This is a genomic window from Citrobacter sp. C348 (assembly GCF_047467975.1).
Taxonomy (GTDB): Bacteria; Pseudomonadota; Gammaproteobacteria; order Enterobacterales; family Enterobacteriaceae; genus Citrobacter; species Citrobacter gillenii.
The window spans coordinates 240,965-266,611 of record NZ_JASJUJ010000003.1 but is presented as its reverse complement, the minus strand read 5'-3'; the positions used below and the strand labels follow the sequence as shown (position 1 = coordinate 266,611).

The 25,647-nt window shown below is 56.2% G+C and carries 22 protein-coding genes; 18 read left to right on the top strand and 4 right to left on the bottom strand.

From position 1 onward, the window contains the following. The first annotated feature begins 1 nt into the window (after position 1). Together mepM and lpxM are read left to right on the top strand one after the other, a co-directional pair. Positions 2-1,321 carry a murein DD-endopeptidase MepM gene (gene mepM / locus QNN86_RS07875; protein WP_181619201.1) on the top strand — a complete coding sequence of 440 codons (1,320 nt, stop codon included), beginning with the start codon at positions 2-4 and terminating at the stop codon, positions 1,319-1,321. Between the two features lie 119 nt (positions 1,322-1,440). Beyond that, positions 1,441-2,412, top strand: a complete 972-nt coding sequence (gene lpxM / locus QNN86_RS07870) for a lauroyl-Kdo(2)-lipid IV(A) myristoyltransferase (RefSeq protein ID WP_181619202.1) — start codon at positions 1,441-1,443, stop codon at positions 2,410-2,412. A gap of 51 nt (positions 2,413-2,463) precedes the next feature. Here lpxM and pyk read toward each other — a convergent pair whose 3' ends face one another. Together pyk and QNN86_RS07860 are read right to left on the bottom strand one after the other, a co-directional pair. Beyond that, a complete protein-coding gene (gene pyk / locus QNN86_RS07865; RefSeq protein WP_096757427.1) occupies positions 2,464-3,906 on the bottom strand; it encodes a pyruvate kinase in 1,443 nt (480 codons plus the stop codon). Between the two features lie 121 nt (positions 3,907-4,027). After that, positions 4,028-4,897, bottom strand: a complete 870-nt coding sequence (locus tag QNN86_RS07860; RefSeq protein WP_096759428.1) for a MurR/RpiR family transcriptional regulator — start codon at positions 4,895-4,897, stop codon at positions 4,028-4,030. 365 nt (positions 4,898-5,262) lie between these two features. Between QNN86_RS07860 and zwf the strand changes: the two genes are divergently transcribed. From zwf to kdgA, 3 genes are all read left to right on the top strand, one after another. After that, complete coding sequence (gene zwf, locus QNN86_RS07855) at positions 5,263-6,738, top strand: glucose-6-phosphate dehydrogenase (protein WP_096757426.1); 1,476 nt, start codon at positions 5,263-5,265, stop codon at positions 6,736-6,738. Positions 6,739-6,972: 234 nt separating this feature from the next. Next, on the top strand, positions 6,973-8,784 hold the full coding sequence (gene edd, locus QNN86_RS07850) for a phosphogluconate dehydratase (protein ID WP_115258762.1): 1,812 nt from the start codon (positions 6,973-6,975) through the stop codon (positions 8,782-8,784). Positions 8,785-8,820: 36 nt separating this feature from the next. Further along, positions 8,821-9,462: a bifunctional 4-hydroxy-2-oxoglutarate aldolase/2-dehydro-3-deoxy-phosphogluconate aldolase gene (gene kdgA / locus QNN86_RS07845; RefSeq protein WP_003034901.1), complete on the top strand. Its 642-nt coding sequence runs from the start codon at positions 8,821-8,823 to the stop codon at positions 9,460-9,462. A 47-nt stretch (positions 9,463-9,509) separates the two neighbouring features. On the opposite strand, the gene paaZ is transcribed toward kdgA, so the two are convergent. Continuing rightward, positions 9,510-11,555 (bottom strand): phenylacetic acid degradation bifunctional protein PaaZ, encoded by a 2,046-nt coding sequence (gene paaZ, locus QNN86_RS07840; RefSeq protein WP_414210894.1) that lies wholly within the window; start codon positions 11,553-11,555, stop codon positions 9,510-9,512. Positions 11,556-11,840: 285 nt separating this feature from the next. Between paaZ and paaA the strand changes: the two genes are divergently transcribed. From paaA to paaY, 13 genes are all read left to right on the top strand, one after another. Continuing rightward, positions 11,841-12,770 (top strand): 1,2-phenylacetyl-CoA epoxidase subunit PaaA, encoded by a 930-nt coding sequence (gene paaA / locus QNN86_RS07835; protein WP_414210893.1) that lies wholly within the window; start codon positions 11,841-11,843, stop codon positions 12,768-12,770. Positions 12,771-12,781: 11 nt separating this feature from the next. Further along, the gene (paaB, locus tag QNN86_RS07830) at positions 12,782-13,069 is read left to right on the top strand and encodes a 1,2-phenylacetyl-CoA epoxidase subunit PaaB (RefSeq protein ID WP_117341938.1); all 288 of its coding nucleotides are present in this window, start codon (positions 12,782-12,784) and stop codon (positions 13,067-13,069) included. Positions 13,070-13,076: 7 nt separating this feature from the next. Further along, on the top strand, positions 13,077-13,832 hold the full coding sequence (paaC, locus tag QNN86_RS07825) for a 1,2-phenylacetyl-CoA epoxidase subunit PaaC (protein ID WP_414210892.1): 756 nt from the start codon (positions 13,077-13,079) through the stop codon (positions 13,830-13,832). Between the two features lie 12 nt (positions 13,833-13,844). Continuing rightward, a complete protein-coding gene (gene paaD, locus QNN86_RS07820) occupies positions 13,845-14,345 on the top strand; it encodes a 1,2-phenylacetyl-CoA epoxidase subunit PaaD (RefSeq protein ID WP_181482416.1) in 501 nt (166 codons plus the stop codon). Between the two features lie 7 nt (positions 14,346-14,352). Then, entirely contained in the window at positions 14,353-15,423 is a 1,071-nt protein-coding gene (gene paaE / locus QNN86_RS07815) for a 1,2-phenylacetyl-CoA epoxidase subunit PaaE (protein ID WP_414210891.1), read from the top strand. Next, positions 15,420-16,187, top strand: coding sequence for a 2,3-dehydroadipyl-CoA hydratase PaaF (gene paaF / locus QNN86_RS07810; protein ID WP_414210890.1), 768 nt, complete (start codon positions 15,420-15,422; stop codon positions 16,185-16,187). Before paaE ends, paaF begins: the two co-directional genes overlap by 4 nt. Positions 16,188-16,189: 2 nt before the next feature. Further along, positions 16,190-16,978, top strand: a complete 789-nt coding sequence (gene paaG / locus QNN86_RS07805) for a 2-(1,2-epoxy-1,2-dihydrophenyl)acetyl-CoA isomerase PaaG (RefSeq protein ID WP_414210889.1) — start codon at positions 16,190-16,192, stop codon at positions 16,976-16,978. 3 nt (positions 16,979-16,981) lie between these two features. Then, entirely contained in the window at positions 16,982-18,400 is a 1,419-nt protein-coding gene (locus tag QNN86_RS07800) for a 3-hydroxyacyl-CoA dehydrogenase (protein ID WP_414210887.1), read from the top strand. Then, entirely contained in the window at positions 18,393-18,815 is a 423-nt protein-coding gene (gene paaI, locus QNN86_RS07795; protein WP_414210885.1) for a hydroxyphenylacetyl-CoA thioesterase PaaI, read from the top strand. Before QNN86_RS07800 ends, paaI begins: the two co-directional genes overlap by 8 nt. After that, positions 18,815-20,020 carry a 3-oxoadipyl-CoA thiolase gene (gene pcaF / locus QNN86_RS07790; protein ID WP_414210884.1) on the top strand — a complete coding sequence of 402 codons (1,206 nt, stop codon included), beginning with the start codon at positions 18,815-18,817 and terminating at the stop codon, positions 20,018-20,020. Before paaI ends, pcaF begins: the two co-directional genes overlap by 1 nt. Positions 20,021-20,048: 28 nt before the next feature. Next, positions 20,049-21,365 (top strand): phenylacetate--CoA ligase PaaK, encoded by a 1,317-nt coding sequence (paaK, locus tag QNN86_RS07785; RefSeq protein ID WP_115258751.1) that lies wholly within the window; start codon positions 20,049-20,051, stop codon positions 21,363-21,365. Positions 21,366-21,522: 157 nt separating this feature from the next. Continuing rightward, positions 21,523-22,449 (top strand): phenylacetic acid degradation operon negative regulatory protein PaaX, encoded by a 927-nt coding sequence (paaX, locus tag QNN86_RS07780; protein WP_181505925.1) that lies wholly within the window; start codon positions 21,523-21,525, stop codon positions 22,447-22,449. Positions 22,450-22,460: 11 nt separating this feature from the next. Then, positions 22,461-23,057 (top strand): phenylacetic acid degradation protein PaaY, encoded by a 597-nt coding sequence (gene paaY / locus QNN86_RS07775; protein ID WP_117341948.1) that lies wholly within the window; start codon positions 22,461-22,463, stop codon positions 23,055-23,057. A gap of 69 nt (positions 23,058-23,126) precedes the next feature. Here the strand turns inward: paaY and fhuE are convergent, their stop codons facing one another. After that, on the bottom strand, positions 23,127-25,316 hold the full coding sequence (gene fhuE, locus QNN86_RS07770) for a ferric-rhodotorulic acid/ferric-coprogen receptor FhuE (RefSeq protein WP_153879768.1): 2,190 nt from the start codon (positions 25,314-25,316) through the stop codon (positions 23,127-23,129). Positions 25,317-25,647 lie beyond the last annotated feature (331 nt).

Here is a 25,647-nt window from a genome sequence, read left to right as displayed (position 1 = left end):
CGTGCAACAGATAGCCCGCTCTGTCGCTCTGGCATTTAATAATCTGCCCCGACCCCATCGCGTTATGCTGGGGTCGCTGACCGTTCTTACATTGGCCGTCGCCGTCTGGCGGCCTTACGTTTACCATCCCGATGCTGCACCGATTGTCAAAACCATCGAACTTGAAAAAAGCGAGATTCGTTCGCTGTTGCCTGAGGCCAGTGAACCTATCGATCAGGCTGCTCAGGAAGATGAAGCGATTCCTCAGGATGAACTGGATGACAAAACCTCCGGTGAGGTGGGCGTTCACGAATATGTTGTCTCGACCGGCGATACGCTGAGCAGCATCCTGAATCAGTATGGTATCGATATGGGCGATATCAGCCAGCTTGCCGCCTCGGACAAAGAGTTGCGTAACCTGAAGATTGGCCAACAGCTTTCCTGGACGCTGACCTCTGACGGTGATTTGCAGCGCCTGACCTGGGAAGTTTCTCGCCGTGAAACCCGCACCTACGATCGTACTGCGACGGGCTTCAAAATGAGCAGTGAAATGCAGCAGGGCGACTGGGTTAACAGCCGTATCAAGGGCACCGTCGGCGGCAGTTTCGTCGCCAGCGCCAAAGAGGCCGGGCTGAACAGTTCTGAAATCAGTGCGGTGATTAAGGCTATGCAGTGGCAGATGGACTTCCGCAAACTGAAAAAAGGCGATGAGTTCTCGGTGCTGATGTCTCGCGAAATGTTGGACGGCAAACGTGAGCAAAGCCAACTGCTGGGTGTTCGTCTGCGCTCTGAAGGTAAAGACTATTACGCGATCCGTGCCGAAGACGGTAAGTTTTATGACCGTAACGGTACCGGCCTGGCGAAAGGGTTTATGCGTTTCCCGACCGCGAAACAGTTCCGCATCTCGTCTAACTTTAATCCGCGTCGCCTGAATCCGGTAACCGGACGCGTGGCTCCGCACAAAGGCGTCGACTTCGCGATGCCGCAGGGTACGCCGGTACTGTCGGTAGGTGATGGTGAAGTCGTTGTTGCGAAGCGCAGCGGCGCTGCAGGCTACTATGTCGCGGTGCGTCATGGTCGTACCTACACCACACGCTACATGCACCTGCGTAAACTGTTAGTCAAACCAGGACAAAAAGTAAAACGCGGCGATCGTATTGCGCTGTCAGGTAACACCGGACGTTCAACCGGACCACACTTGCACTACGAAGTCTGGGTTAACCAGCAGGCAGTGAACCCGTTAACGGCGAAGCTGCCGCGTACGGAAGGGCTGACCGGCAAGGATCGTACCGAGTACCTGGCGCAGGTGAAAGAGGTTCTGCCTCAGTTGCGCTTCGATTAATCAGCATACTGACAAAGCCGGTACGCGATGCGTGCCGGCTTTTTTATTTTGTACGGGGCACGACGCGCCGCTACACTATCAACAGATTTATTTTTCGCGGTACCAGACACTGGAAGAGCATGGAAACGAAAAAAAAGAATAATGAATATATCCCTGAATTTGAAAAATCATTCCGCCATCCGCGCTACTGGGGTGCCTGGCTGGGTGTGGCGGCGATAGCAGGGATTGCGTTAACGCCCGCATCGTTTCGCGATCCTGTGCTGGCGAAGCTGGGACGTCTTGCCGGAAGGTTGGGGAAAAGTTCGCGCCGCAGAGCGCTGATTAATTTATCCCTGTGTTTTCCAGAGCGCAGCGAAGCCGAGCGCGAAGCCGTCGTCGATGAGATGTTTGCAACAGCTCCGCAGGCGATGGTGATGATGGCAGAGCTTGCCCTGCGTGGCCCGGAGAAAATCCAAAACCGGGTTGACTGGCAAGGTCTGGAGATCATAGAAGAGATGCGCCGCAACGAGGAAAAGGTAATTTTTCTCGTCCCGCATGGTTGGGGTGTAGACATTCCAGCCATGCTGATGGCCTCGCAGGGCCAGAAAATGGCCGCGATGTTCCATAACCAGGGTAATCCTGTTTTTGATTACGTCTGGAACACGGTACGCCGTCGTTTTGGCGGTCGTTTGCACGCGCGTAATGATGGCATCAAGCCCTTTATTCAGTCTGTGCGTCAGGGCTACTGGGGATACTATTTGCCGGATCAGGATCATGGTCCCGAGCACAGCGAATTTGTTGATTTTTTTGCCACCTACAAAGCAACATTGCCGGCGATTGGTCGCCTGATGAAGGTTTGCCATGCGCGTGTTGTGCCGCTGTTCCCGGTGTATGACGGGAAAACACATCGCCTGACGATTCAGGTCCGCCCGCCGATGGATGACATCCTGACCGCAGATGACCACACCATTGCCAGACGTATGAATGAAGAGGTGGAGATTTTTGTCGCGCCACACCTCGAGCAGTACACCTGGATTTTAAAACTACTTAAAACCCGCAAACCCGGTGAGATTGAGCCGTATAAACGTAAAGATCTCTACCCGAAGAAATAAAAAAAAGCCTCTCAATTGAGAGGCTTTTTGCATCAGGCACAAATCTTGCCGTTATTCTACGGTCAGAATACGCGTGGTGTTGGTGGAGCCAATGGTGCTCATGACGTCGCCCTGGGTGACAATCACCAGATCGCCAGAAACCAGATAGCCTTTATCACGCAGCAGGTTCACCGCTTCGCTGGCGGCAACCACACCGTCGGTTTCGCTGTCAAAGTGAACCGGAGTAACGCCGCGGTACAGGGAGGTCAGGTTCAGCGTACGCTCATGACGCGACATGGCGAAAATCGGCAGGCCGGAGCTGATACGGGACGTCATCAGCGCGGTACGACCGGATTCTGTCATCGCGATGATGGCGGTGACCCCTTTCAGGTGGTTCGCTGCATACATTGCGGACATGGCAATCGCTTCTTCAACGTTATCAAACTGCACGTCGAGGCGGTGTTTGGAGACATTAATGCTCGGGATTTTTTCCGCGCCCAGGCAGACACGCGCCATGGCGGCAACGGTTTCAGCCGGATACTGGCCTGCGGCGGTTTCTGCTGACAGCATAACGGCGTCGGTGCCGTCGAGTACGGCGTTCGCCACGTCCATCACTTCTGCACGGGTCGGCATCGGGTTGGTGATCATCGACTCCATCATCTGCGTGGCGGTAATGACCGCACGGTTCAGCTGACGCGCACGACGGATCAGGGCTTTCTGAATACCGACCAGCTCTGGATCGCCAATTTCAACGCCCAGGTCGCCACGAGCAACCATCACGACGTCAGAGGCCAGGATGATGTCATCCATTGCATTCTGGTCGCACACGGCTTCTGCACGCTCCACCTTGGCAACAATTTTCGCATCGCAGCCTGCATCGCGCGCCAGACGGCGGGCATAGTTCAGATCTTCGCCGCAGCGCGGGAAGGAGACGGCCAGATAGTCAACGCTGATTTGCGCCGCGGTGATGATGTCAGCTTTGTCTTTTTCGGTCAGTGCTTCTGCAGAGAGACCGCCGCCCAGTTTGTTGATGCCTTTGTTATTGGAAAGCGGGCCACCGACGGTCACTTCGGTGAAGACCTTCATGCCCTGAACTTCCAGTACTTTGAGCTGTACGCGACCGTCATCCAGCAGCAGGATGTCGCCCGGCACTACGTCAGCAGGTAGGCCTTTATAGTCAATACCGACTTTTTCTTTATCGCCTTCGCCTTTACCCAGGTTGGCATCTAACAGGAACTTGTCGCCAATATTGAGGAATACTTTGCCTTCTTTGAAGGTTGATACGCGTATTTTAGGTCCCTGCAGGTCACCCAAAATAGCGACATGACGTCCCAGTTTGGCGGCAATTTCACGGACTTTATCCGCCCGCAGTTTGTGATCTTCTGGAGAGCCGTGCGAAAAGTTCATACGTACAACGTTTGCGCCCGCGGCGATAATTTTTTCAAGGTTGTTATCGCGGTCAGTTGCTGGGCCTAACGTGGTAACGATTTTGGTTCTGCGAAGCCTTCTGGACATGTAATACTCCGTTGACTGAAACAACTAGGTGTTGCGTGTGAACATTGATCCGGCCGTTCTGAAACATAACGGTAGAAATGAACGACCCGGATGATAAAAGGGTAGAACATCGTTATTGCTTTTAGCGGTCATCACTCTTGATGAGTAATTCTTTATCAAAACGCGATTCCTTGAGCGCTTCCTTGACACGCTTCAAGTTATCTCTAAATTTTGCACCACGGCGCAAAGTAAATCCCGTAGCCAGCACATCTATCACGGTCAGTTGAGCAAGTCGAGAGACCATAGGCATATAAATGTCAGTATCTTCCGGTACATCCAGGGTAATTGCCAGCGTGGCTTCACGCGCCAGCGGCGTTCCGGGGGAAGTAAGGGCGATCACCATGGCATCGTTTTCCCGCGCCAGCTGCGCCAATTCAACCAGACTCTTTGTTCTGCCGGTATGTGAAATAAGGACAATGACGTCGTCATCGCTACAATTCATACAGCTCATACGTTGCAGTACAATATCGTCGGAATAGATAACCGGTACGTTAAAGCGGAAAAATTTATTCATGGCGTCGTGCGCCACGGCAGCGGACGAACCCAGACCGAAAAAGGCGATTTTCTTTGCCTGGGTTAATAAATCTACCGCCCGATTGACCGCTGCGTTATCCAGCGACTGACGGACGTGGTCCAGGCTTGCCATGGCAGATTCGAAGATTTTCCCGGTGTAGGACTCGACGCTATCATCCTCATCGACATTACGATTAACATACGGGGTACCATTAGCCAGACTTTGTGCCAAATGCAGTTTAAAATCAGGGAAGCCTCGTGTGTCCATGCTGCGACAGAAGCGATTCACGGTCGGCTCACTGACGTTGGCTTCCAAAGCCAGCGTGGCAATACTTGAATGGATAGCCCGGTCAGGTGAGGTCAGAATAACATCGGCGACCTTACGTTCTGACTTGCTCAGATGTTCCAGTTTTAACTGGATTTTTTCCAGCATATTCATTATGTGAGTAGACTCATCGGCCATGGGCAAAAACGATTTCAGCGATATGGGGAAATCGAGCGGTAACTCTGGTAGATATTACCCCTGTGAACCCACATTCGGGGCAAAATGGACAGAAAAGTTGTTGTTTTTTTTCAATACATGATCGGAGTCGGGTTTTCTTACGTCTTCATGGTTATGTAAAAAAGCGACTTTTTTATCCATTTTGCGGCGGTAAACGTCAATAACGCCGCTGTTCACGGTAACAGCACGGCTGGATAAGCGTTTACGGTTCACGGAATCACGTAAAAGCAGTACAGTGCACTGTAATAAAATTACATTCAGTGTCGGGCATGAATACCCGACACTCAACTGAGGAGAATGACATGGCGGTAACGCAAACAGCCCAGGCATGTGACCTGGTCATTTTCGGCGCGAAGGGCGACCTTGCACGTCGAAAATTGCTGCCTTCCCTGTATCAGCTGGAAAAAGCCGGCCAGATTAACCCGGACACCCGCATTATTGGAGTTGGCCGCGCTGACTGGGACAAAGCAGCCTATACCAAGGTTGTACGCGAAGCGCTCGAAACTTTCATGAAAGAAAAAATCGATGAAAGTTTGTGGGAAACCCTCAGTGGTCGTCTGGAGTTTTGTAACCTGGACGTCAATGATACTGCTGCCTTTAGCCGTCTGGGTGACATGCTGGATCAAAAAGCACGTACCACGATTAACTACTTTGCCATGCCGCCAAGCACGTTTGGCGCGATCTGCAAAGGCTTAGGGGAAGCGAAATTGAACGCTAAACCGGCGCGCGTGGTGATGGAAAAGCCGCTGGGAACGTCGCTGGCAACCTCCCGCGAAATTAACGACCAGGTCGGTCAATATTTTGAAGAATGTCAGGTTTACCGTATTGACCACTATCTGGGCAAAGAAACGGTACTAAACCTGCTGGCACTGCGCTTTGCCAACTCCCTGTTTGTGAACAACTGGGATAACCGCACCATCGATCACGTCGAAATTACCGTGGCGGAAGAGGTGGGTATCGAAGGCCGTTGGGGTTATTTTGACCAGGCCGGTCAGATGCGCGACATGATCCAGAACCACTTGCTGCAGATTCTGTGCATGATCGCCATGTCGCCGCCGTCTGATCTGAGCGCCGACAGCATCCGTGATGAGAAAGTGAAGGTCCTGAAATCACTGCGCCGTATCGATCGTACGAACGTGCGTGAAAAAACGGTGCGTGGTCAGTACACCACCGGTTTTGCACAAGGTAAAAAAGTACCGGGGTACCTGGAAGAAGAGGGTGCGAACAAGAGCAGCAACACCGAAACCTTTGTCGCCATCCGTGTGGATATCGACAACTGGCGCTGGGCGGGCGTGCCGTTTTACCTGCGTACCGGTAAGCGTCTGCCGACCAAATGCTCTGAAGTGGTGGTGTACTTCAAAACGCCTGAACTTAACCTGTTTAAAGAATCCTGGCAGGATCTGCCGCAGAACAAGCTGACCATCCGTTTGCAGCCGGACGAAGGTGTCGATATCCAGGTGCTTAACAAAGTGCCGGGTCTGGACCACAAGCATAATCTGCAGATAACCAAGCTGGATCTGAGCTATTCCGAAACCTTCAATCAAACGCACCTGGCAGATGCCTACGAGCGCTTGCTGTTGGAAACTATGCGCGGCATTCAGGCGCTGTTCGTGCGCCGTGATGAAGTCGAAGAAGCATGGAAGTGGGTGGACTCCATCACCGAAGCCTGGGCGATGGACAACGACGCACCGAAGCCGTATCAGGCTGGGACCTGGGGACCGGTTGCCTCGGTGGCCATGATCACCCGTGACGGTCGTTCCTGGAACGAATTCGAGTAAAATTCCATCTAGCCATTAGGTGTTATTTTACCGGTAACATGATCTAACACAGATTGTAGAATAATTTTTGCACTTTTAAGCCTCGCGTGGATTCACCCGCGGGGCTTTTTTTATTACACTGCCTGAAACGATTTTGCCCCTGAGCTACGGCCAGCAAGCTATTCAGCATGGTGTTACCTTGCTGAAACGCATTGTTAATCCTGATGCTCTGACAGATAAATTTTAGGAGCCTCTATGAATCCGAATTTGTTACGCGTAACACAACGCATCGTTGAACGTTCTCAAAAGACGCGTTCTGCCTACCTCGCCCGTATCGAACAGGCCAAGACGAACACCGTTCATCGTTCGCAGCTGGCGTGCGGGAATCTGGCCCACGGTTTTGCCGCCTGTCAGCCAGAAGATAAAGCATCTCTGAAAAGCATGCTGCGTAACAATATCGCGATCATTACCTCCTATAACGACATGCTTTCTGCGCATCAGCCGTATGAGCATTATCCGGATATCATTCGCAAAGCCTTGCATGCAGCCAATGCGGTAGGCCAGGTTGCGGGTGGCGTGCCGGCGATGTGTGATGGCGTCACTCAGGGACAGGACGGGATGGAGCTTTCCCTGCTGAGCCGCGAAGTGATTGCAATGTCGGCGGCTATTGGCTTGTCTCACAACATGTTCGATGGCGCGCTGTTCCTCGGCGTGTGTGACAAAATTGTCCCGGGACTGGTGATGGCGGCGCTGTCGTTTGGTCATCTGCCGTCCATCTTTATCCCTTCAGGCCCGATGGCGAGTGGTCTGGCGAACAAAGAAAAAGTCCGTATCCGCCAGCTCTATGCCGAAGGCAAAGTTGACCGTATGGCGCTACTGGAATCCGAAGCCGCGTCTTATCACGCGCCGGGAACCTGTACTTTCTACGGTACAGCAAACACCAACCAGATGGTGGTGGAGTTTATGGGCATGCAGTTGCCGGGCTCCTCTTTCGTGCATCCTGATGCCCCCCTGCGTGAAGCGCTGACCGCGGCGGCGGCGCGTCAGGTCACACGCCTGACCGGTAACGGCAACGAGTGGATGCCTATCGGTAAAATGATTGATGAAAAAGTGGTGGTGAACGGTATTGTGGCCCTGCTGGCGACCGGGGGGTCAACCAACCATACGATGCACCTGGTGGCGATGGCGCGCGCTGCAGGCATTCTCATCAACTGGGATGACTTCTCCGATCTGTCCGATATCGTGCCGCTGATGGCGCGTTTGTACCCTAACGGTCCTGCTGATATTAACCACTTCCAGGCCGCGGGCGGTGTACCGGTGTTGATGCGTGAGCTGCTCAATGCGGGTCTGCTGCATGAAGATGTCAACACCGTCGCGGGCTTTGGCTTGTCGCGTTATACCCAGGAACCGTGGCTGAACAACGGCGAACTGGACTGGCGAGAAGGGGCTGAGAAGTCGCTGGATAGCAGCGTGATTGCTACCTTTGACCAGCCGTTCTCGCATCATGGCGGTACCAAAGTGCTGAGCGGCAACCTGGGGCGCGCGGTGATGAAAACTTCCGCGGTACCGGTTGAAAACCAGATCATTGAAGCCCCGGCAATTGTCTTTGAGAGTCAGCATGATGTGTTACCGGCCTTTGATGCGGGCCTGCTTGACCGTGACTGCGTGGTGGTCGTTCGCCATCAGGGGCCAAAAGCGAACGGCATGCCAGAATTACATAAACTCATGCCGCCTCTTGGTGTATTATTGGACCGTTGTTTCAAAATTGCGTTAGTTACCGATGGACGACTTTCAGGTGCTTCAGGTAAAGTGCCTTCAGCAATCCATGTAACACCGGAAGCTTATGATGGCGGGCTACTGGCAAAAGTACGCGATGGCGACATCATTCGAGTGAATGGACAGACAGGTGAATTGACGCTGCTGGTCGATGAAGAGGAACTTGCCTCTCGTCAGCCCCACATTCCTGACCTCAGCGCATCGCGGGTAGGAACAGGGCGTGAGATGTTCAGTGCGTTGCGCGAAAAGCTGTCCGGTGCGGAGCAGGGCGCAACCTGTATCGATTTTTAAGACTCATTTTGTAATCAGGCGAGAGAAGAAACTCTGATGAAAAACTGGAAGACAAGTGCAGAAGCAATCCTGACCACTGGCCCGGTTGTACCGGTTATCGTGGTGAATAAACTGGAACACGCGGTGCCGATGGCAAAAGCGCTGGTTGCAGGGGGGGTTCGTGTTCTGGAAGTGACCTTACGTACCGCATGTGCGATGGACGCCATTCGTGCTATCGCCAAAGAAGTGCCGGATGCGATCGTCGGTGCAGGTACCGTACTGAACCCGCAGCAGCTCGCGGAAGTGACGGAAGCTGGTGCGCAGTTTGCTATTAGCCCAGGACTGACCGAGCCTCTGCTGAAAGCGGCAACCGAAGGGACGATTCCTCTGATCCCAGGCATCAGCACCGTTTCTGAACTGATGCTGGGCATGGATTACGGCTTGAAAGAATTCAAATTCTTCCCGGCTGAAGCGAACGGTGGGACAAAAGCGCTGCAGGCGATTGCGGGTCCGTTCTCCCAGGTGCGTTTCTGCCCAACCGGCGGTATTTCTCCGGCCAACTACCGTGACTATCTGGCGCTGAAAAGCGTACTGTGTATCGGCGGCTCCTGGCTGGTACCGGCGGATGCGCTGGAAGCGGGTGACTACGATCGCATTACCAAACTGGCTCGCGAAGCGGTAGAAGGCGCGAAGCAGTAAATCGTTAAATGCCCGATGGTGCGACTGGAACGCACCATCGGGTTTGTTCACGCCGGAAAATCCCCCTGCTGACGCGCGACCAGCGTCAGGATCGAGTACAGCGCCACCGCCTGCTGATGCTGATTGAAAATCTCCACTGACCATTCCACTACGCCTGTGGCCTTCTCTTCAGCGCTGCGCTGCCGTTTCACCGTTTTACGTTTGCAGGTCAGGCGCACCTGGATGGTATCACCCGGTTTTACCGGCTCGATAAAACGCAGGTTTTCCATGCCGTAGTTGGCGATAACCGGCCCGACGCCCGCGTCAACAAACAGCCCCGCGGCGGCGGATATCAGGAAGTAACCGTGTACCACACGCTCGCCAAAAATCGACTCCGCGGCGGCAATTTTGTCCATATGGGCGTAGAAGTGATCGCCGCTCAGGCAGGCAAAGTTGACGATATCCGCTTCGGTCAGCGTGCGGCGCGGGGTCAGCAGGCTGTCACCGGGCTGGATCTCTTCAAAATATTTGCGGAACGGGTGGATGCGGTCTTCTGCCACCTGCGCGCCACGCACCCACTGCTGGCCGATGGCGGCGAGCATCGTCGGGCTGCCCTGAATCGCGGTGCGCTGCATGTAGTGTTTTACCGCCCGCAGGCCGCCGAGTTCTTCGCCGCCACCCGCGCGTCCCGGGCCGCCGTGTACCAGCTGCGGCAGCGGGGAACCGTGGCCGGTAGATTCGACGGAAGATTCTTCGTTCAGCACCTGAATTCGCCCGTGGGCGCGGGCAGCACCGAGAATAAACGCACGCGCCAGTGCGCCATCTGCCGTCACTAACGTTCCTGCCAGGCTACCTTCACCGGCGCGAGCCAGCGCCATCGCGTGCTCGCTATTCTGATACGGCATCAGCGTCGCCACCGGGCCAAACGCTTCAATGGCGTGTACCGCCGACATCTCATCTGGCTGTGCGCAGAACAGCAGCGTTGGTGGGAAGAATGCCCCGGCAGCATTAAGATCGGCTTTGCCACCCAGCAGCACTTCACATCCGGCTTCCACCAGACGGTTGACGTTATCCTGTACGTCCTGACGCTGCTCGCCGTTGACCAGCGCGCCCATCTTCACGCCTTCCTGCGCCGGGTCGCCGACCACCACTTTTTGCAGACGCGCAATCAGCGCTTCGCTCACCGCTTTCACCTGCGCCTGCGGCACGATAATCCGGCGAATAGCGGTACATTTTTGCCCGGCTTTGGTGGTCATCTCACGCACCACTTCACGGATAAACAGCGCAAATTCTGGCTGTTCCGGCGTCACATCGTCACCCAGCACGCAGCAGTTCAGCGAGTCCGCTTCCATGGTGAAGGGGACAGACTTCGCCACCAGATTCGGATGCACGCGCAGCTGTTGCCCGGTTTTTGCCGAGCCGGTAAAGGTCACCACGTCCTGATGATCAAGCTGGTCGAGCAGGTCGCCCGCGCCGCCGCAAATCAGGCTAATCGCGCCGTCCGGCACCAGCCCACTGTCGACAATCGCTTTGACCATCGCCCGGGTTAGCTGCGCGGTGGCGGTGGCGGGTTTGATGATCGCGGGCATCCCGGCAAGCCAGGTTGGGGCCAGCTTTTCTAACATGCCCCAGCACGGGAAGTTAAAGGCGTTGATATGCACCGCCACGCCGGATTTGGAGGTCAGCACGTGACGCGCGGCAAAGCCGCCCTGTTTGGACAGCGGGATCAGCTCATCTTCCGGCCACAGGGTATCGTCCGGCAGTTCACGGCTGCCCAGTCCGGCATAGGTGAAGAGGGTGCCGATACCGCCTTCAATATCCACCCAGCTATCCGCACGCGTCGCGCCGGTCTCGGCGGAGATGGCATAGAAATCAGCTTTCAGATCCAGTAGATGTTTCGCCACCGCTTTTAACATTGCGCTGCGTTCAATAAAGGTCATCGCCTGTAACGCTTTACCGCCGTGCTCGATGGCGAAGCGGCGCGCCTGCGCCATATCCAGCCCAACGCTTGTGACTTCCCACAGCGCTTCGCCGCTGATGGCGTGATGAATGGTGCGGGTGCGGCCCCGGCCGGTCTGCCAGGCACCGGATAAATAGCTGGCTAACTGCTGCATGGTTATTCTCCAGATGTGTTACATAATCTCGCTATAAATAGTTCTTTTCTGAATCATAAAATGCAAGCCTGATTTTAATAATTTGTTAACAATGCGATCGAGGACACTATCCCTGATAGTGATACAAGCCTGTTTATAAACGGATTACTAAAACCCTTTGCGGTATTCATCACAAAATGCATAAACAAAATTTGTGGTTTTATTTAACTAAGATGTAACTTTTATAAAACAAAGTGATTCGCAAAAATTAATTTATTGAATTTATCGGAATCATAAGGTGATGACGTGACAGAAGAACATAGCTTTGACCAGCGCATCGCGCAGGATACCGCCATCGAACCACAGGACTGGATGCCGGATGCCTACCGCAAAACGCTGATTCGCCAGATTGGTCAGCATGCGCATTCGGAAATTGTTGGCATGCTACCGGAAGGTAACTGGGTAACTCGCGCCCCAACGCTTCGCCGCAAAGCGATTCTGCTGGCGAAAGTGCAGGATGAAGCCGGACATGGCCTGTACCTCTACAGCGCCGCCGAAACCCTCGGCTGCGCCCGTGAAGATCTGTATCAGAAGATGCTCGACGGGCAGATGAAGTACTCCTCTATTTTTAACTATCCAACCCTGACCTGGGCCGATATCGGCGTCATCGGCTGGCTGGTTGATGGCGCGGCGATCGTCAATCAGGTGGCTTTGTGTCGCACCTCCTACGGTCCGTATGCCAGGGCGATGGTCAAAATCTGCAAAGAAGAGAGCTTCCACCAGCGTCAGGGCTTTGAAGCCTGCATGGCGCTGGCGGCAGGGAGCGAAGAACAGCGTCAGATGTTGCAGGACGCCATCAACCGCTTCTGGTGGCCAGCGCTGATGATGTTCGGCCCCAGCGACGACAACTCGCCGAACAGCGCCCGCAGCATGGCGTGGAAAATCAAACTGCACTCCAACGACGAACTGCGTCAGCGCTTTGTCGACAACACCGTCCCGCAGGTGGAAATCCTCGGCATGACCGTACCGGACACCGACCTGCAGCTTGATGAAGCCACCGGTCATTACCGCTACGGCGAGATCGACTGGCAGGAACTTAACGAAGTCATCAACGGGCGTGGCATCTGTAACCACGAGCGTCTGGGCGCAAAACGCAAGGCCTGGGAAGAGGGGGCATGGGTGCGCGAAGCCGCGCTGGTGCATGCCGAAAAACAGCAGACCCGCGACGCCGCCTAAGGAGAATAAAAATGAGCAAAACATACTGGCCGTTATACGAAGTGTTTGTCCGCAGCAAACAAGGTTTGTCTCACCGCCACGTCGGCAGCCTGCACGCCGCAGATGACCAGATGGCGCTGGAAAACGCGCGCGATGCCTATACCCGCCGCAGCGAAGGCTGTTCGATTTGGGTGGTGAAGGCGAGCGAAATCGTTGCCTCGCAGCCGGAAGAACGCGGCGCGTTTTTCGACCCCTCTGAGAGCAAAGTCTACCGCCATCCGACGTTCTACACCGTGCCGGACGGCATGGAACATATGTGAGGCAACGATGAATAACCCCAATCCCGTTGCAACTTATGCCCTGCGCCTCGGCGATAACGGCCTGGTGCTGGCCCAGCGTTTAGGCCAATGGTGCGGTCATGCGCCGGAGCTGGAGATCGATCTGGCGCTGACTAATATCGCCCTCGATCTGCTCGGTCAGGCGCGCAATTTTCTCAGCTATGCCGCCGAGCTTAACGGCAGCGGCGACGAAGACACGCTGGCCTTTGGTCGCGATGAACGTCAATTCCGCAATCTGCTGCTGCTCGAACAGCCTAACGGCAACTTTGCCGACACCCTCGCCCGCCAGTTCTTTATCGATGTCTGGCACGTGGCGCTGTTCAGCCGCCTGGTGAACAGCCGCGACGCGCAGCTTGCCGCCATCGCCGCCAAAGGGCTGAAAGAAGTGCGCTATCACCAGCGCTTTAGCCGCGGCTGGCTGGAACGTCTGGGTAACGGCACCGAACACTCGGCAAACCTGATGCAGCAGGCGGTTGATAGCCTGTGGCGTTTCACCGGCGAGCTGTTCCTGGCCGATGAGCTGGAGATCGCCTTAGTTGAGCAGGGGATCGCCGTCGATCCGCGTGAACTACAGGCTGAGTGGCAGGCGACGGTGCACACCGCGCTGCTTGATTCCGGTTTGCAGATCCCGCAAGAAGCGGCGTTTCGCAGCGGCGGCAAACAGGGGCTGCACAGTGAACATCTGGGGCCGATGCTGGCCGAGATGCAGTACCTGCAGCGTGCTTACCCCGGTCAGCAGTGGTAAACGGAGGTCGCTATGCAACGTCTTGCCGCCATCGCGCCCGCTGAGGTGCATACCGTTTGGGGATTGCTAAGCGCCATCCCCGACCCGGAAGTGCCGGTGCTGACCATTACCGACCTCGGTATGGTCCGCAGTGTAGATCGTCACGGCGACGGCTGGGTGATTGGCTTCACGCCAACCTATTCCGGCTGCCCGGCAACCGAACATCTGTTAGGTGAAATTCGCGCGGTGATGACCGAGCACGGCTACACCCCGGTACACATTGTGTTGCAGCTTGACCCACCGTGGACCACCGACTGGATGAGCCCGGACGCCCGCGAACGCCTGCGTCAGTACGGTATCAGCCCACCGCAGGCCCACGCCTGTCACGCCGACGAGATGCCGAAGGATGTGCTCTGTCCACGCTGCGGCAGCACCCACAGCTCGCTGATTAGCGAATTCGGTTCCACGGCCTGCAAAGCGCTGTATCGCTGCGAAAGCTGCCGTGAACCCTTTGATTACTTTAAATGTATTTGAGGTCGCGATGACAACATTTCATTCGCTTACCGTGGCAAATGTTGAGCCGGAAACCCGCGATGCGGTGACCATCACCTTTGCCATTCCCGACGCGCTACGCAGCGCCTACGCCTTCCGTCCGGGCCAGCATCTGACGCTGAAAACTCGTCTTGGTGGTGAAGAGTTGCGTCGCTGCTACTCCATTTGTCGCAGTCGCTCACCGGCAGAAATCAGCGTGGCGGTGAAAGCCATCGACGGTGGCCGTTTTTCACGCTTCGCCCAGAGCGATATCCAGCAGGGCATGGAATTTGAGGTGATGGTGCCGCAGGGCCACTTTGGCTACCAGCCACAGGCCGAACGCCGCGCGGACTATCTGGCGATCGCCGCCGGTTCCGGGATCACGCCGATGATGGCGATTATCGAAGCCACCCTAGCGATGGAAAACGACAGCCGCTTCACCCTGATCTATGGCAACCGCAGCAGCCACAGCATGATGTTCCGCCAGGCGCTGGCCGATCTGAAAGACCGCTATCCGCAGCGTTTACAAGTGATTCATCTGTTCAGCCAGGAGTCGATGGACAGCGACCTGCTACAGGGGCGTATCGACGGCGACAAACTGCGCGCGCTGTCTGAGCATCTGCTCGATTTCAGCCGCTTTGACGATGCCTTTATCTGCGGCCCGTCGGCGATGATGGACGACGCTGAAACCACGCTGCGTGCGCTGGGAATGCCGGAAAAAGCGATTCACCTGGAGCGTTTCAATACGCCGGGTACCAGCGTTAAACGCGCCACCGGCGTACAGGCTGAAGGACGTACGGTTACCCTGCGTCAGGACGGTCGCGAACGTCTGATTTCCCTTTCAGCGGAAGACGACAGCATTCTTGATGCCGCGCTGCGACAGGGTGCCGACCTGCCGTTTGCCTGCAAAGGTGGCGTCTGCGCCACCTGCAAATGCAAAGTGGTGCGCGGTGAAGTAGCAATGGCCGCCAACTACAGCCTCGAAGCCGATGAACTGGCGGCGGGTTATGTGCTGAGCTGTCAGGCGCTGCCGACCAGCGGCGACGTGATAGTCGACTTTGACGCGCGGGGGATGGCATGAGCGAACTGCTGCTAACCCGTCACGACCGCGTTTTACAGCTGACGATGAACCGTCCGCAGGCGCGTAATGCGCTGAATAACGCGCTGCTGACCCAGCTTGCCGAAGCGCTTGAAGGCGCGGCAGCAGACTCAAGCGTTAGCGTCTGTGTGATAAGCGGCAACCCGCGCTACTTTGCCGCCGGTGCCGATCTCAACGAAATGGCGGAAAAAGACCTGCCCGCCACCTTTGATGATATTCGCCCGCGCTTATGGGCGCGTATCGATGCCTTTAACAAACCGCTGATTGCGGTAGTCAACGGCTACGCGCTGGGCGCGGGCTGCGAGCTGGCGCTGCTGTGTGACCTGGTGATTGCCGGGGATAACGCACGCTTTGGTCTGCCGGAAATCACCCTCGGCACCATGCCGGGGGCAGGCGGCACCCAGCGCCTGATTCGCAGCGTCGGGAAAGCGCTGGCCAGCCGCATGGTGCTGAGCGGTGAAAGCATTGATGCCCAGCGGGCACAGCAGGCGGGGCTGGTCAGCGATATCCACCCAGCCAACCTTTCTGACGAATACGCGCTGAAACTGGCGACGACGATTGCCCGTCACTCACCGCTGGCGCTGCGTGCCGCCAAACAGTCGTTACGTCTGGCACAGGAAGTGGGCTTGCAGGCCGGGCTAACCCAGGAGCGTCAGCTGTTTACGCTGCTCAGCGCCACCGAAGACCGTCGCGAAGGCATCGCTGCCTTTTTAGAAAAACGCACCCCAGCCTTCAAAGGACGTTAACCGTGGACGCATTCATTCTTAGCGATATCGACCAGGGCGTGATGACCATCACCCTGAACCGCCCGGACCGACTCAACAGCTTTAACGACGCCATGCACCAGCAGTTGTCCGAATGCCTGAAACAGGCCGAGCGCGACGAGACCATTCGCTGCCTGCTGGTCACCGGTGCCGGACGCGGTTTTTGCGCCGGACAAGATCTGAACGATCGTAACGTTGACCCGAGTGGCCCCGCACCGGATTTAGGCATGTCGGTGGAGCGTTTTTACAATCCGCTGGTGCGCCGCTTAGCCGCGCTGCCCAAGCCGGTGATTTGCGCGGTAAACGGCGTGGCGGCAGGTGCCGGTGCCACGCTGGCGCTGGGCTGCGATATCGTGCTGGCGGCGCGCTCCGCCAAATTTGTAATGGCTTTCAGCAAGCTCGGTCTGGTACCGGACTGCGGCGGTAGCTGGGTGTTGCCGCGCGTCACCACCCGCGCCCGCGCCATGGGGCTGATGCTGCTGGGTGACAGCTTAAGCGCCGAACAGGCCGCGCAGTGGGGCATGATCTGGCAACTGGTTGATGACGCAGAACTGAAAGACACCAGCCTGACGCTGGCGCGCCATCTGGCTTCCCAGCCCACCTACGGCTTAGGGCTTATCAAGAAAGCGTTGCAGCTGGCGGAAACCAATACCCTGGATGACCAGCTTGACGTCGAGCGCGATTTCCAGCGCCTTGCCGGGCGCAGCGACGACTACCGCGAGGGCGTCAGCGCCTTCCTTGGCAAACGTCCTCCACAGTTCAGCGGGAAATAAGCCATGACGCAAACACTCCACACCGTCGCCGTGATTGGCGGCGGTACCATGGGCGCAGGCATCGTTGAAGTCGCCGCCAGCGCCGGACATTCGGTGCTGCTGTATGACATTTCCGCCGACGCGATTACCTGCGCTATCGACGGAATCGCCCAGCGTCTGGATTCCCGCATCAGTCGCGGGAAAATCAGCGCCGAGCAAGCGCAGATGCTGCTGGCTCGCATTACGCCGGCAACTGAACTGAATCAACTTGCGGATGCGCAACTGGTGATCGAAGCCGCGTCCGAGCGTCTGGAGATCAAACAGACGCTGTTCAGCCAGTTGGCGGAGCTCTGCTCTCCGTCGACGCTGCTGACCAGCAATACCTCGTCGATTTCCATTACCGCCATTGCCGCTGGCATTAAACACCCCGAGCGCGTAGCGGGTCTGCATTTCTTTAACCCGGCACCGGTGATGAAGCTGGTCGAAGTGGTCAGCGGTCTGGCGACCTCAGCCGAAGTGGTTGAGCAACTGTGCCAGTGCGTAAGCGCCTGGGGTAAACAGCCGGTGCGCTGCCGTTCAACGCCGGGCTTTATCGTCAACCGCGTGGCGCGTCCGTTTTATGCCGAAGCCTGGCGGGCGCTGGAAGAGCAGGTGGCGACGCCGGAAGTGATTGACGCCGCATTACGTGACGGCGGCGGGTTCCCGATGGGGCCGCTGGCGCTGACCGATCTTATCGGCCAGGACGTGAATTTTGCGGTGACCTGTTCGGTATTTAACGCTTTCTGGCAGGACCGACGTTTTCTACCGTCGCTGCTGCAACAGGAGCTGGCTATCGCCGGGCGTCTGGGCAAGAAAAGCGGTCACGGCGTCTATCGCTGGCCTGTTGAAGCTCCGCCGGAACTGGCGCTGGCTGCGGTGCCAGCGCAATGCGGCGCAAAAAACATTAAGCGTGACGTTGTCACTGAATTGGACGATGTGCTGCTGCTGGAAACCACGGGTGAAACCGCGCTGGCCTTAAGCGTCCAGCATAATCGCCCGGTGGTGGTGTACGACTACGCGGCGGGCGGCACGGTGGTGCTGGCGAGTGCTGCCACCAATTCTCAAGCCGCCACCGATAAAGCGGTTTATTTCTTCCAGCAGCAGGGCAAAAAAGTGCTGCGCATTGCCGACTACCCCGGGCTTCTGGTGTGGCGCACGGTGGCGATGCTGGCGAACGAAGCGCTGGATGCGGTGCAAAAAGGCGTCGCCAGCGCCGAGGATATCGATACCGCTATGCGGTTGGGCGTCAACTACCCGCGCGGCCCGATTGCCTGGGGCGAAACGCTGGGCTGGGGGCGCGTCCTGCGCCTGCTGGAAAACCTACAACAGCACTATGGCGAAGAACGCTATCGCCCGAGTGCGCTGCTGCGCGAAAAAGCGCTACTGGAGATGCGTCATGAGTAATGAAGTCTGGCGCAACGCTCGCGCCATGTACGAGAACGATACCTGTGCCAAAACGCTGGGTATCAAGATTATCGAAATGGACGAAGGCTATGCGCAGATGACCATGGCGGTGTCACCGAATATGTTGAACGGCCATCAAACCTGCCACGGCGGACAGCTGTTTTCGCTCGCTGATACCGCATTCGCCTACGCCTGCAACAGTCAGGGGCTGGCGGCGGTGGCGTCTGCCGCCAGCATCGATTTCCTGCGCCCGGCCTTTGTTGGTGAGCTGCTGACCGCCACCGCGCGGGTCAAGCAGCAAGGCAAGCTGACCGGCGTCTATGACATTGAAATTATCAACCAGCAGCAAAAAATCGTGGCCCTGTTTCGCGGCAAATCGCACCGCATCGGCGGCACTATTACAGGAGAAGTCTAATGCGTGACGCGTTTATTTGTGACGGCATTCGTACCCCGATTGGTCGCTACGGCGGTGCGCTGGCCGGTGTGCGCGCCGACGATCTGGCGGCCATTCCGCTGCGGGAACTGCTAAGCCGTAACCCTGCGCTTGACGCCAGCGCCATCGACGATGTGATTTTCGGCTGCGCCAATCAGGCGGGGGAAGATAACCGCAACGTGGCGCATATGGCGACGCTGCTGGCGGGCTTTCCGCACAGCGTTGCCGGTACCACCATCAACCGCCTGTGCGGTTCCGGTCTGGACGCAATTGGCTTTGCCGCTCGGGCGATTAAAGCCGGTGATGCGGATCTGCTGATTGCCGGTGGCGTGGAGTCTATGTCCCGTGCGCCGTTTGTGATGGGCAAAGCCACCGCACCGTTTCAGCGTCAGGCGGAGATGTTCGACACCACCATCGGCTGGCGTTTTGTGAACCCGCTCATGCAGCAACAATTTGGAACTGACAGCATGCCGGAAACGGCGGAGAATGTAGCTGAATTGTTAAATATAAGCCGCGAAGACCAGGACGCCTTTGCTTATCGCAGCCAGCAGCGTACCGCCAAAGCTCAGCGCGACGGTATTCTGGCGCAGGAAATTGTGCCGGTGCAGATTATCGGCAAGAAAGGGGCGGTCAGCGCGGTGCGCGATGATGAACATCCGCGTGCGGAAACCACCCTCGAACAGCTTTCTCAACTGAAAACCCCGTTTCGCAAAGGCGGCGTGATCACCGCCGGGAACGCCTCCGGCGTGAACGACGGCGCGGCGGCGATGATTATTGCCAGCGCAGAACAGGCCAAGGCGCAGGGGCTGACGCCGCGAGCGCGCATCGTGGCGATGGCAACGGCAGGCGTCGAGCCGAAGTTTATGGGGCTGGGGCCGGTACCCGCGGTGCGTAAAGTGCTGGAGCGTGCCGGGCTGAATATTAACGATATGGATGTGATTGAGCTGAACGAAGCGTTTGCCGCTCAGGCGTTAGGCGTGATGCGCCAGCTCGGTCTGGCAGATGACTCTGAACACGTGAATCCCAACGGTGGCGCCATCGCCTTAGGCCACCCGTTAGGAATGAGCGGCGTGCGCTTAGCGCTGGCTGCAACGCTGGAACTGGAACGACGCAATGGACGCTATGCGCTGTGTACGATGTGTATTGGCGTGGGCCAGGGCATTGCCCTGATCCTCGAGCGAGTGTGAGCTAATTGACCTGCGGATACCCTACAAAATGACAACTACAACAACATTAGATCCGATTGAAACTGCATCGCGTGACGAATTACAGGCTCTGCAAACCGAACGTCTGAAGTGGACGTTAAAACACGCCTATGAAAATGTGCCGATGTATCGCCGTAAGTTCGATGCGGCGGGGGTTCATCCGGATGATTTCCGTGAGCTGAGTGACCTAAGCAAGTTTCCCTGCACCACCAAACAGGACCTGCGTGATAACTATCCGTTCGACACCTTCGCGGTGCCGATGGAGCAGGTAGTGCGTATCCATGCGTCGTCTGGCACCACCGGCAAACCGACCGTCGTCGGCTATACGCAAAACGACATCGACACCTGGGCCAATATTGTTGCGCGCTCTCTGCGTGCGGCGGGCGGCACGGCGAAAGACAAAATCCACGTCGCCTACGGCTATGGCCTGTTTACCGGCGGCCTGGGCGCGCATTACGGCGCGGAACGTTTAGGGGCCACGGTGATCCCGATGTCCGGCGGACAAACTGAGAAACAGGCGCAGCTGATTCGTGATTTCAAGCCTGACATGATCATGGTGACGCCGTCTTACTGCCTGAACCTGATTGAAGAACTCGAACGCCAGATGGGCGGCGACGCGCGCGGCTGCTCGCTGCGTACCGGCGTGTTTGGTGCCGAGCCGTGGACGGCGGGAATGCGCGCCGAAATTGAACGTCGCCTCGGCATTACCGCGCTGGATATTTACGGCCTGTCCGAAGTGATGGGGCCGGGCGTGGCGATGGAGTGCATTGAAACCGGCGATGGCCCGACTATCTGGGAAGACCATTTCTTCCCGGAAGTGGTCAACCCGGAAGACGGCACGCCGCTGGCCGACGGTGAGCATGGCGAATTACTGTTCACCACCCTGACCAAAGAAGCGTTGCCGGTGATCCGCTACCGCACCCGCGACCTGACGCGCCTGCTGCCGGGCACCGCCCGCACCATGCGCCGGATGGATCGCATCAGCGGGCGCAGCGATGACATGCTGATTATTCGCGGCGTTAACGTCTTCCCGTCGCAGCTGGAAGAAGAGATCCTCAAGATTGAGCATCTGGCGCCGCATTATCAGCTGGAAGTGGATCGTCGCGGGCATCTTGATTCACTTTCCGTGCGCGTGGAGCTAAAAGAGAGCGGTCTGGCGCTGGACCATGAGCAGCGCTGCCAGATTTGCCACCATCTGCGTCACCGTATTAAGTCGATGGTTGGAATTTCTACCGACGTCAGCATCGTTAACTGCGGCAGCATTCCACGCTCCGAAGGCAAAGCGTGCCGGGTGTTTGATTTGCGTAAAGTCGCAGCAAACGGTTAAGACCCGTAGGCCTGATACGCGCAGCGCCATCAGGCGAAAGCGCACAGATTGCCGGATGGCGGCGTTGCCTTATCCGGCCTACCAATTCCCGCCGTTTCGCGGAATTATTCCTGTGCTATGATTCAAAAAGGATATAAATAACAACAGAATGAATCATATGGACAAACTCGACAGCTTTATTCAGCAGGCGGTGACCGCGATGCCCATTAGCGGCACCTCGCTTATCGCTTCGTTATACGGTGACTGCTTATCCCAGCGCGGCGGCGAAGTGTGGCTCGGCAGCGTGGCGGCATTGCTTGAAGGACTCGGCTTTGGTGAACGCTTTGTGCGCACCGCGCTGTTTCGCCTTAATAAAGAAGAGTGGCTGGACGTGGTGCGCATTGGCCGGCGCAGCTTCTACCGCCTGAGTGATAAAGGCCTGCGCCTGACACGACGCGCCGAAAGCAAAATTTATCGCGCCAGTGCCCCGGAATGGGACGGCACCTGGCTGTTGTTACTTTCTGAAGGGCTAGAAAAAAATACCCTTAATGAAGTCAAAAAGCAGCTGATTTGGCAGGGGTTCGGCGTCCTTGCGCCAAGCCTGCTGGCCTCGCCGTCGCAAAAGCTGGCGGATGTGCAGTCGCTACTACACGAAGCGGGCGTGGCGGAAAATGTGATTGTATTTGAAGCACATTCACCGCTGGCCATTTCTCGCGCTGCGCTGCGTGAGCGTGTGGAAGAGTGCTGGCAGTTGACCGAACAGAACGCCATGTACGAGGCGTTTATCACATTGTTCCGCCCGCTGTTGCCGCTACTGCGTGACGCCGAGGCGGATGAGCTGACGCCGGAACGCTGCTTCCAGATCCGTCTGCTGCTGATCCATTTCTATCGTCGGGTGGTACTGAAAGATCCGCTGTTACCAGAGGAACTGCTGCCCGCCCACTGGCTGGGTCAGACCGCACGCCAGCTGTGTATCAATATCTATCAACGCGTCGCGCCCGGTGCTCAGGCTTTTGTCAGTGAAAAAGGCGAAAGTTCAGTGGGCGAACTGCCCGCGCCGGGGCCGCTCTATTATCAACGCTTTGGTGGATTAGCCGAGGCGTAACAGGAGAAGCCATGCCGATTTACCAGATGGACGGAATGATCCCCGTCGTACCTAACGAAAGCTATGTTCATCCAACCGCCGTACTGATTGGCGATGTGATCCTCGGCAAAGGGGTTTACGTGGGTCCTAACGCTAGCCTGCGCGGCGATTTTGGTCGTATCGTGGTGAAAGATGGCGCGAATATTCAAGATAACTGCGTAATGCACGGTTTCCCGGGCCAGGACACGGTGGTGGAAGAAGACGGGCATATCGGCCACGGTGCCATTCTGCACGGTTGCGTAATTGGCCGTAATGCGCTGGTCGGTATGAGCGCGGTGATTATCGATGGGGCGACCATTGGTGAAAACAGTATTGTCGGTGCGTCGGCGTTTGTAAAAGCCCGGGCTGAGATGCCCGCCAACCATCTGATTGTCGGTAGTCCGGCAAAAGCGATTCGCACCCTAACCGAGCAGGAACTGACGTGGAAGAAGCAGGGCACCCGTGAATATCAGGTACTGGTGGAACGCTGTCAGCACACGCTTTCTGAAGTGCAACCGCTGACCGAAGCGGAACCCAACAGAAAACGGCTGGAGTTTGATGAAGATCTGAAGCCGAAATCAGCGAGTTAGCTCGGGGCAAGCGGGCGTCGGGTTACCGGCGTTGTCATCGGGGAGACAACGCCGGGCACAATGTTCTTATCAGAACTGATAGCTGGCGGTGACGCTGACGTTACGCGGTTCACCATAGACGATAGAGCCGTCAATGTTGGTGTCGTAAGTCTTATCGAACAGGTTGTTCAGGTTGCCCTGCAGGGAGAAGTTTTTTGTCACCTGGTAACGGGTGAATAAATCTACCAATGCGTAGCTACCCTGTTCGGCACGGAACGTCCCGTACGGCGTCACGGTATCGCTGTAAACGCGATTCTGCCAGTTAACACCACCGCCGACGGTCAGCTCCGGTATCGCTGGCAGACGATAACGGGTGAACAGTTTCACCGTAGTACGTGGCAGGTTTGGGTTCACCGCCTTGCCTTCGTTATCTTCGGCAACGTAGCGCGTTGCGCCAAACGTCATCTGCCAGTTATCGGTGATTGCACCGTTCACTTCGAATTCAACCCCTTTGCTGACCGTACCATTGCTCGACTTATAGGCCGTTTCGCCATTGCTTCCAGCAATTGGCGTACCGGTAGACTGTGCCAGGTTATCCTGCTCGATACGGAATACCGCAAGGGTGGTAGTCAGGCGACTGTTCATCCAGTCCGACTTTAACCCCATCTCATAGTTGTTACCGGTGATCGGGGAGAGGTATTTACCCGAACTGTCACGTTTGTTCTGTGGCTGGAAGATAGAGGTATAGCTGGCGTAAGTTGACCAGTTATCATCAATGTCATACACCAGACCGGCATACGGTGTGGTGTGATTTTTTTCCATGCTGTAGGTCAGGGTGTCGATACGCCAGTTGGTATAACGCGCGCCGAGGATCAAGTGCAGCGGGTCGGCCAGCGAAACACGCGTCGCCGCGTAGAGCGATTTCATGTGGGTGGTATCGTCCTGGGCCAGCGATTGTGGACGCCAGTTAGTCTCAGGAATATTACCGTCGAAGTTATTGAAATTCCCCACTTCGTTCGGATACACGTTATCCCAGGCATTGACATAACGGTTGTTTTGTTTGCTATAGCTGCCGCCGAGCATCAGGTTATGTTGACGACCAAACAGGTCGTAGCCACCGTCGGCGAACAGATCAACCGCATCGATCTTACGCTTGCCGCTGTTCCACCCCGTACCGCCGACGTTGTCGAAGCCAGGTCCATAATTAGCATAAGGGCCGACCAGCATACCGGTGTTTTTGTCGACATAGGCATCGATGTACATTGTTTTGCTGTCGAACTTAACCTCAGAGTGGGTAGCGTTCAGGGTTGTCTGCCAGGTATCGGCAAAACGCTGTTTCAGCGTGACAAAGACTTTGTTGATGTCTTTGTCATTGTAGGCCCAGTCCGGAGCCGTGCTGCGCGAACGGTCATAGCTGTTTTTGCTGCCGTCGGTATTCCAGCGCGGCAGGCCACCCCAGGTTGGGCTGTTAACGTCAATACGCTGGTATTCATAACCGGCAGACAGGCTGGTGGTGTCACCCAGATCCGCATCGACAATCCCGGAGAAGAACATTTTTTCGCTGTTGTAGCGGTCAAGCCAGGAGTCGTTATTCTGATATCCGGCGACGATGCGAGCGCGCACATTGCCATCTTCGGTTAACGGACTCTGTAAATCAGTGACATAGCGCTGTTTATTCCAGCTGCCGTATTCTGCCGACACATTACCGGTGAACTCGCGGCTGGTGGCGTGTTTACGAATCATGTTAATGGAGGCCGAAGGATTGCCCGTTCCGGTCATCAAACCGTTCGCTCCGCGCACCACTTCTACGCGTTCAAACAAGGCGGTGTCGGAAAGTGCATCGCCGAGGTTCCAGCGGGATTCAAAATAGGTCGGGATCCCGTCGACCATATAGTTATCAATCTCAAATCCGCGGGAAAAATAGCTGTTACGATCGGAGTCAGCCTGGCTTTTACTGATACCGAGCGTATTGTCCATCACATCACCGAGAGTCTGTAACTGCTGATCTTCCATGCGCTGCTGGCTAACGATAGTGACCGACTGAGGTATATCGCGCTGGGTCATCTGCATTTTGGTGCCCGCCGTCGTCGACTTCACGCTGTAATCCTGTTCTTCGCCGGATGCCGAGCCTGCGGTGGCTGAACCATCAACGATCACCGTATCTTCGTTGGCGGCGAAGCCTGAAGCGGGAATAAAAGCCATGGCAATACAGACAGCAAGCAAGGAAGGGGCAAGTGCGGGTTGACGCTGAGAATCCCGGTTGTATGTTGTGAAAGACATCAATAAGTCCTTGATAATTATTAATATTAAGTTCTAATCACCGTTGCGGGCGATGAACCCTTTTGTTGTTAACTATTAAATTTGTATGTAAATGCAAATGCGAAATATACGCATTCATATTCAACGTGTAAACAGATGCTACAGAGATAAATGAAATATTGTTTCAGTACTATGTCTGAGCAATAGCGGCGGTAAATGGTTATAAGAACAGCGGAGGGGGAGCTTTTTGCTTAAAAAATCGGGGGTTAAAGTTGAAAGAGCGTGAGTAACTCGCTCATACTCTATACTCGCAGAGTCGCTCGGCGTAGCATGGCACAACGCATGGGCTGTT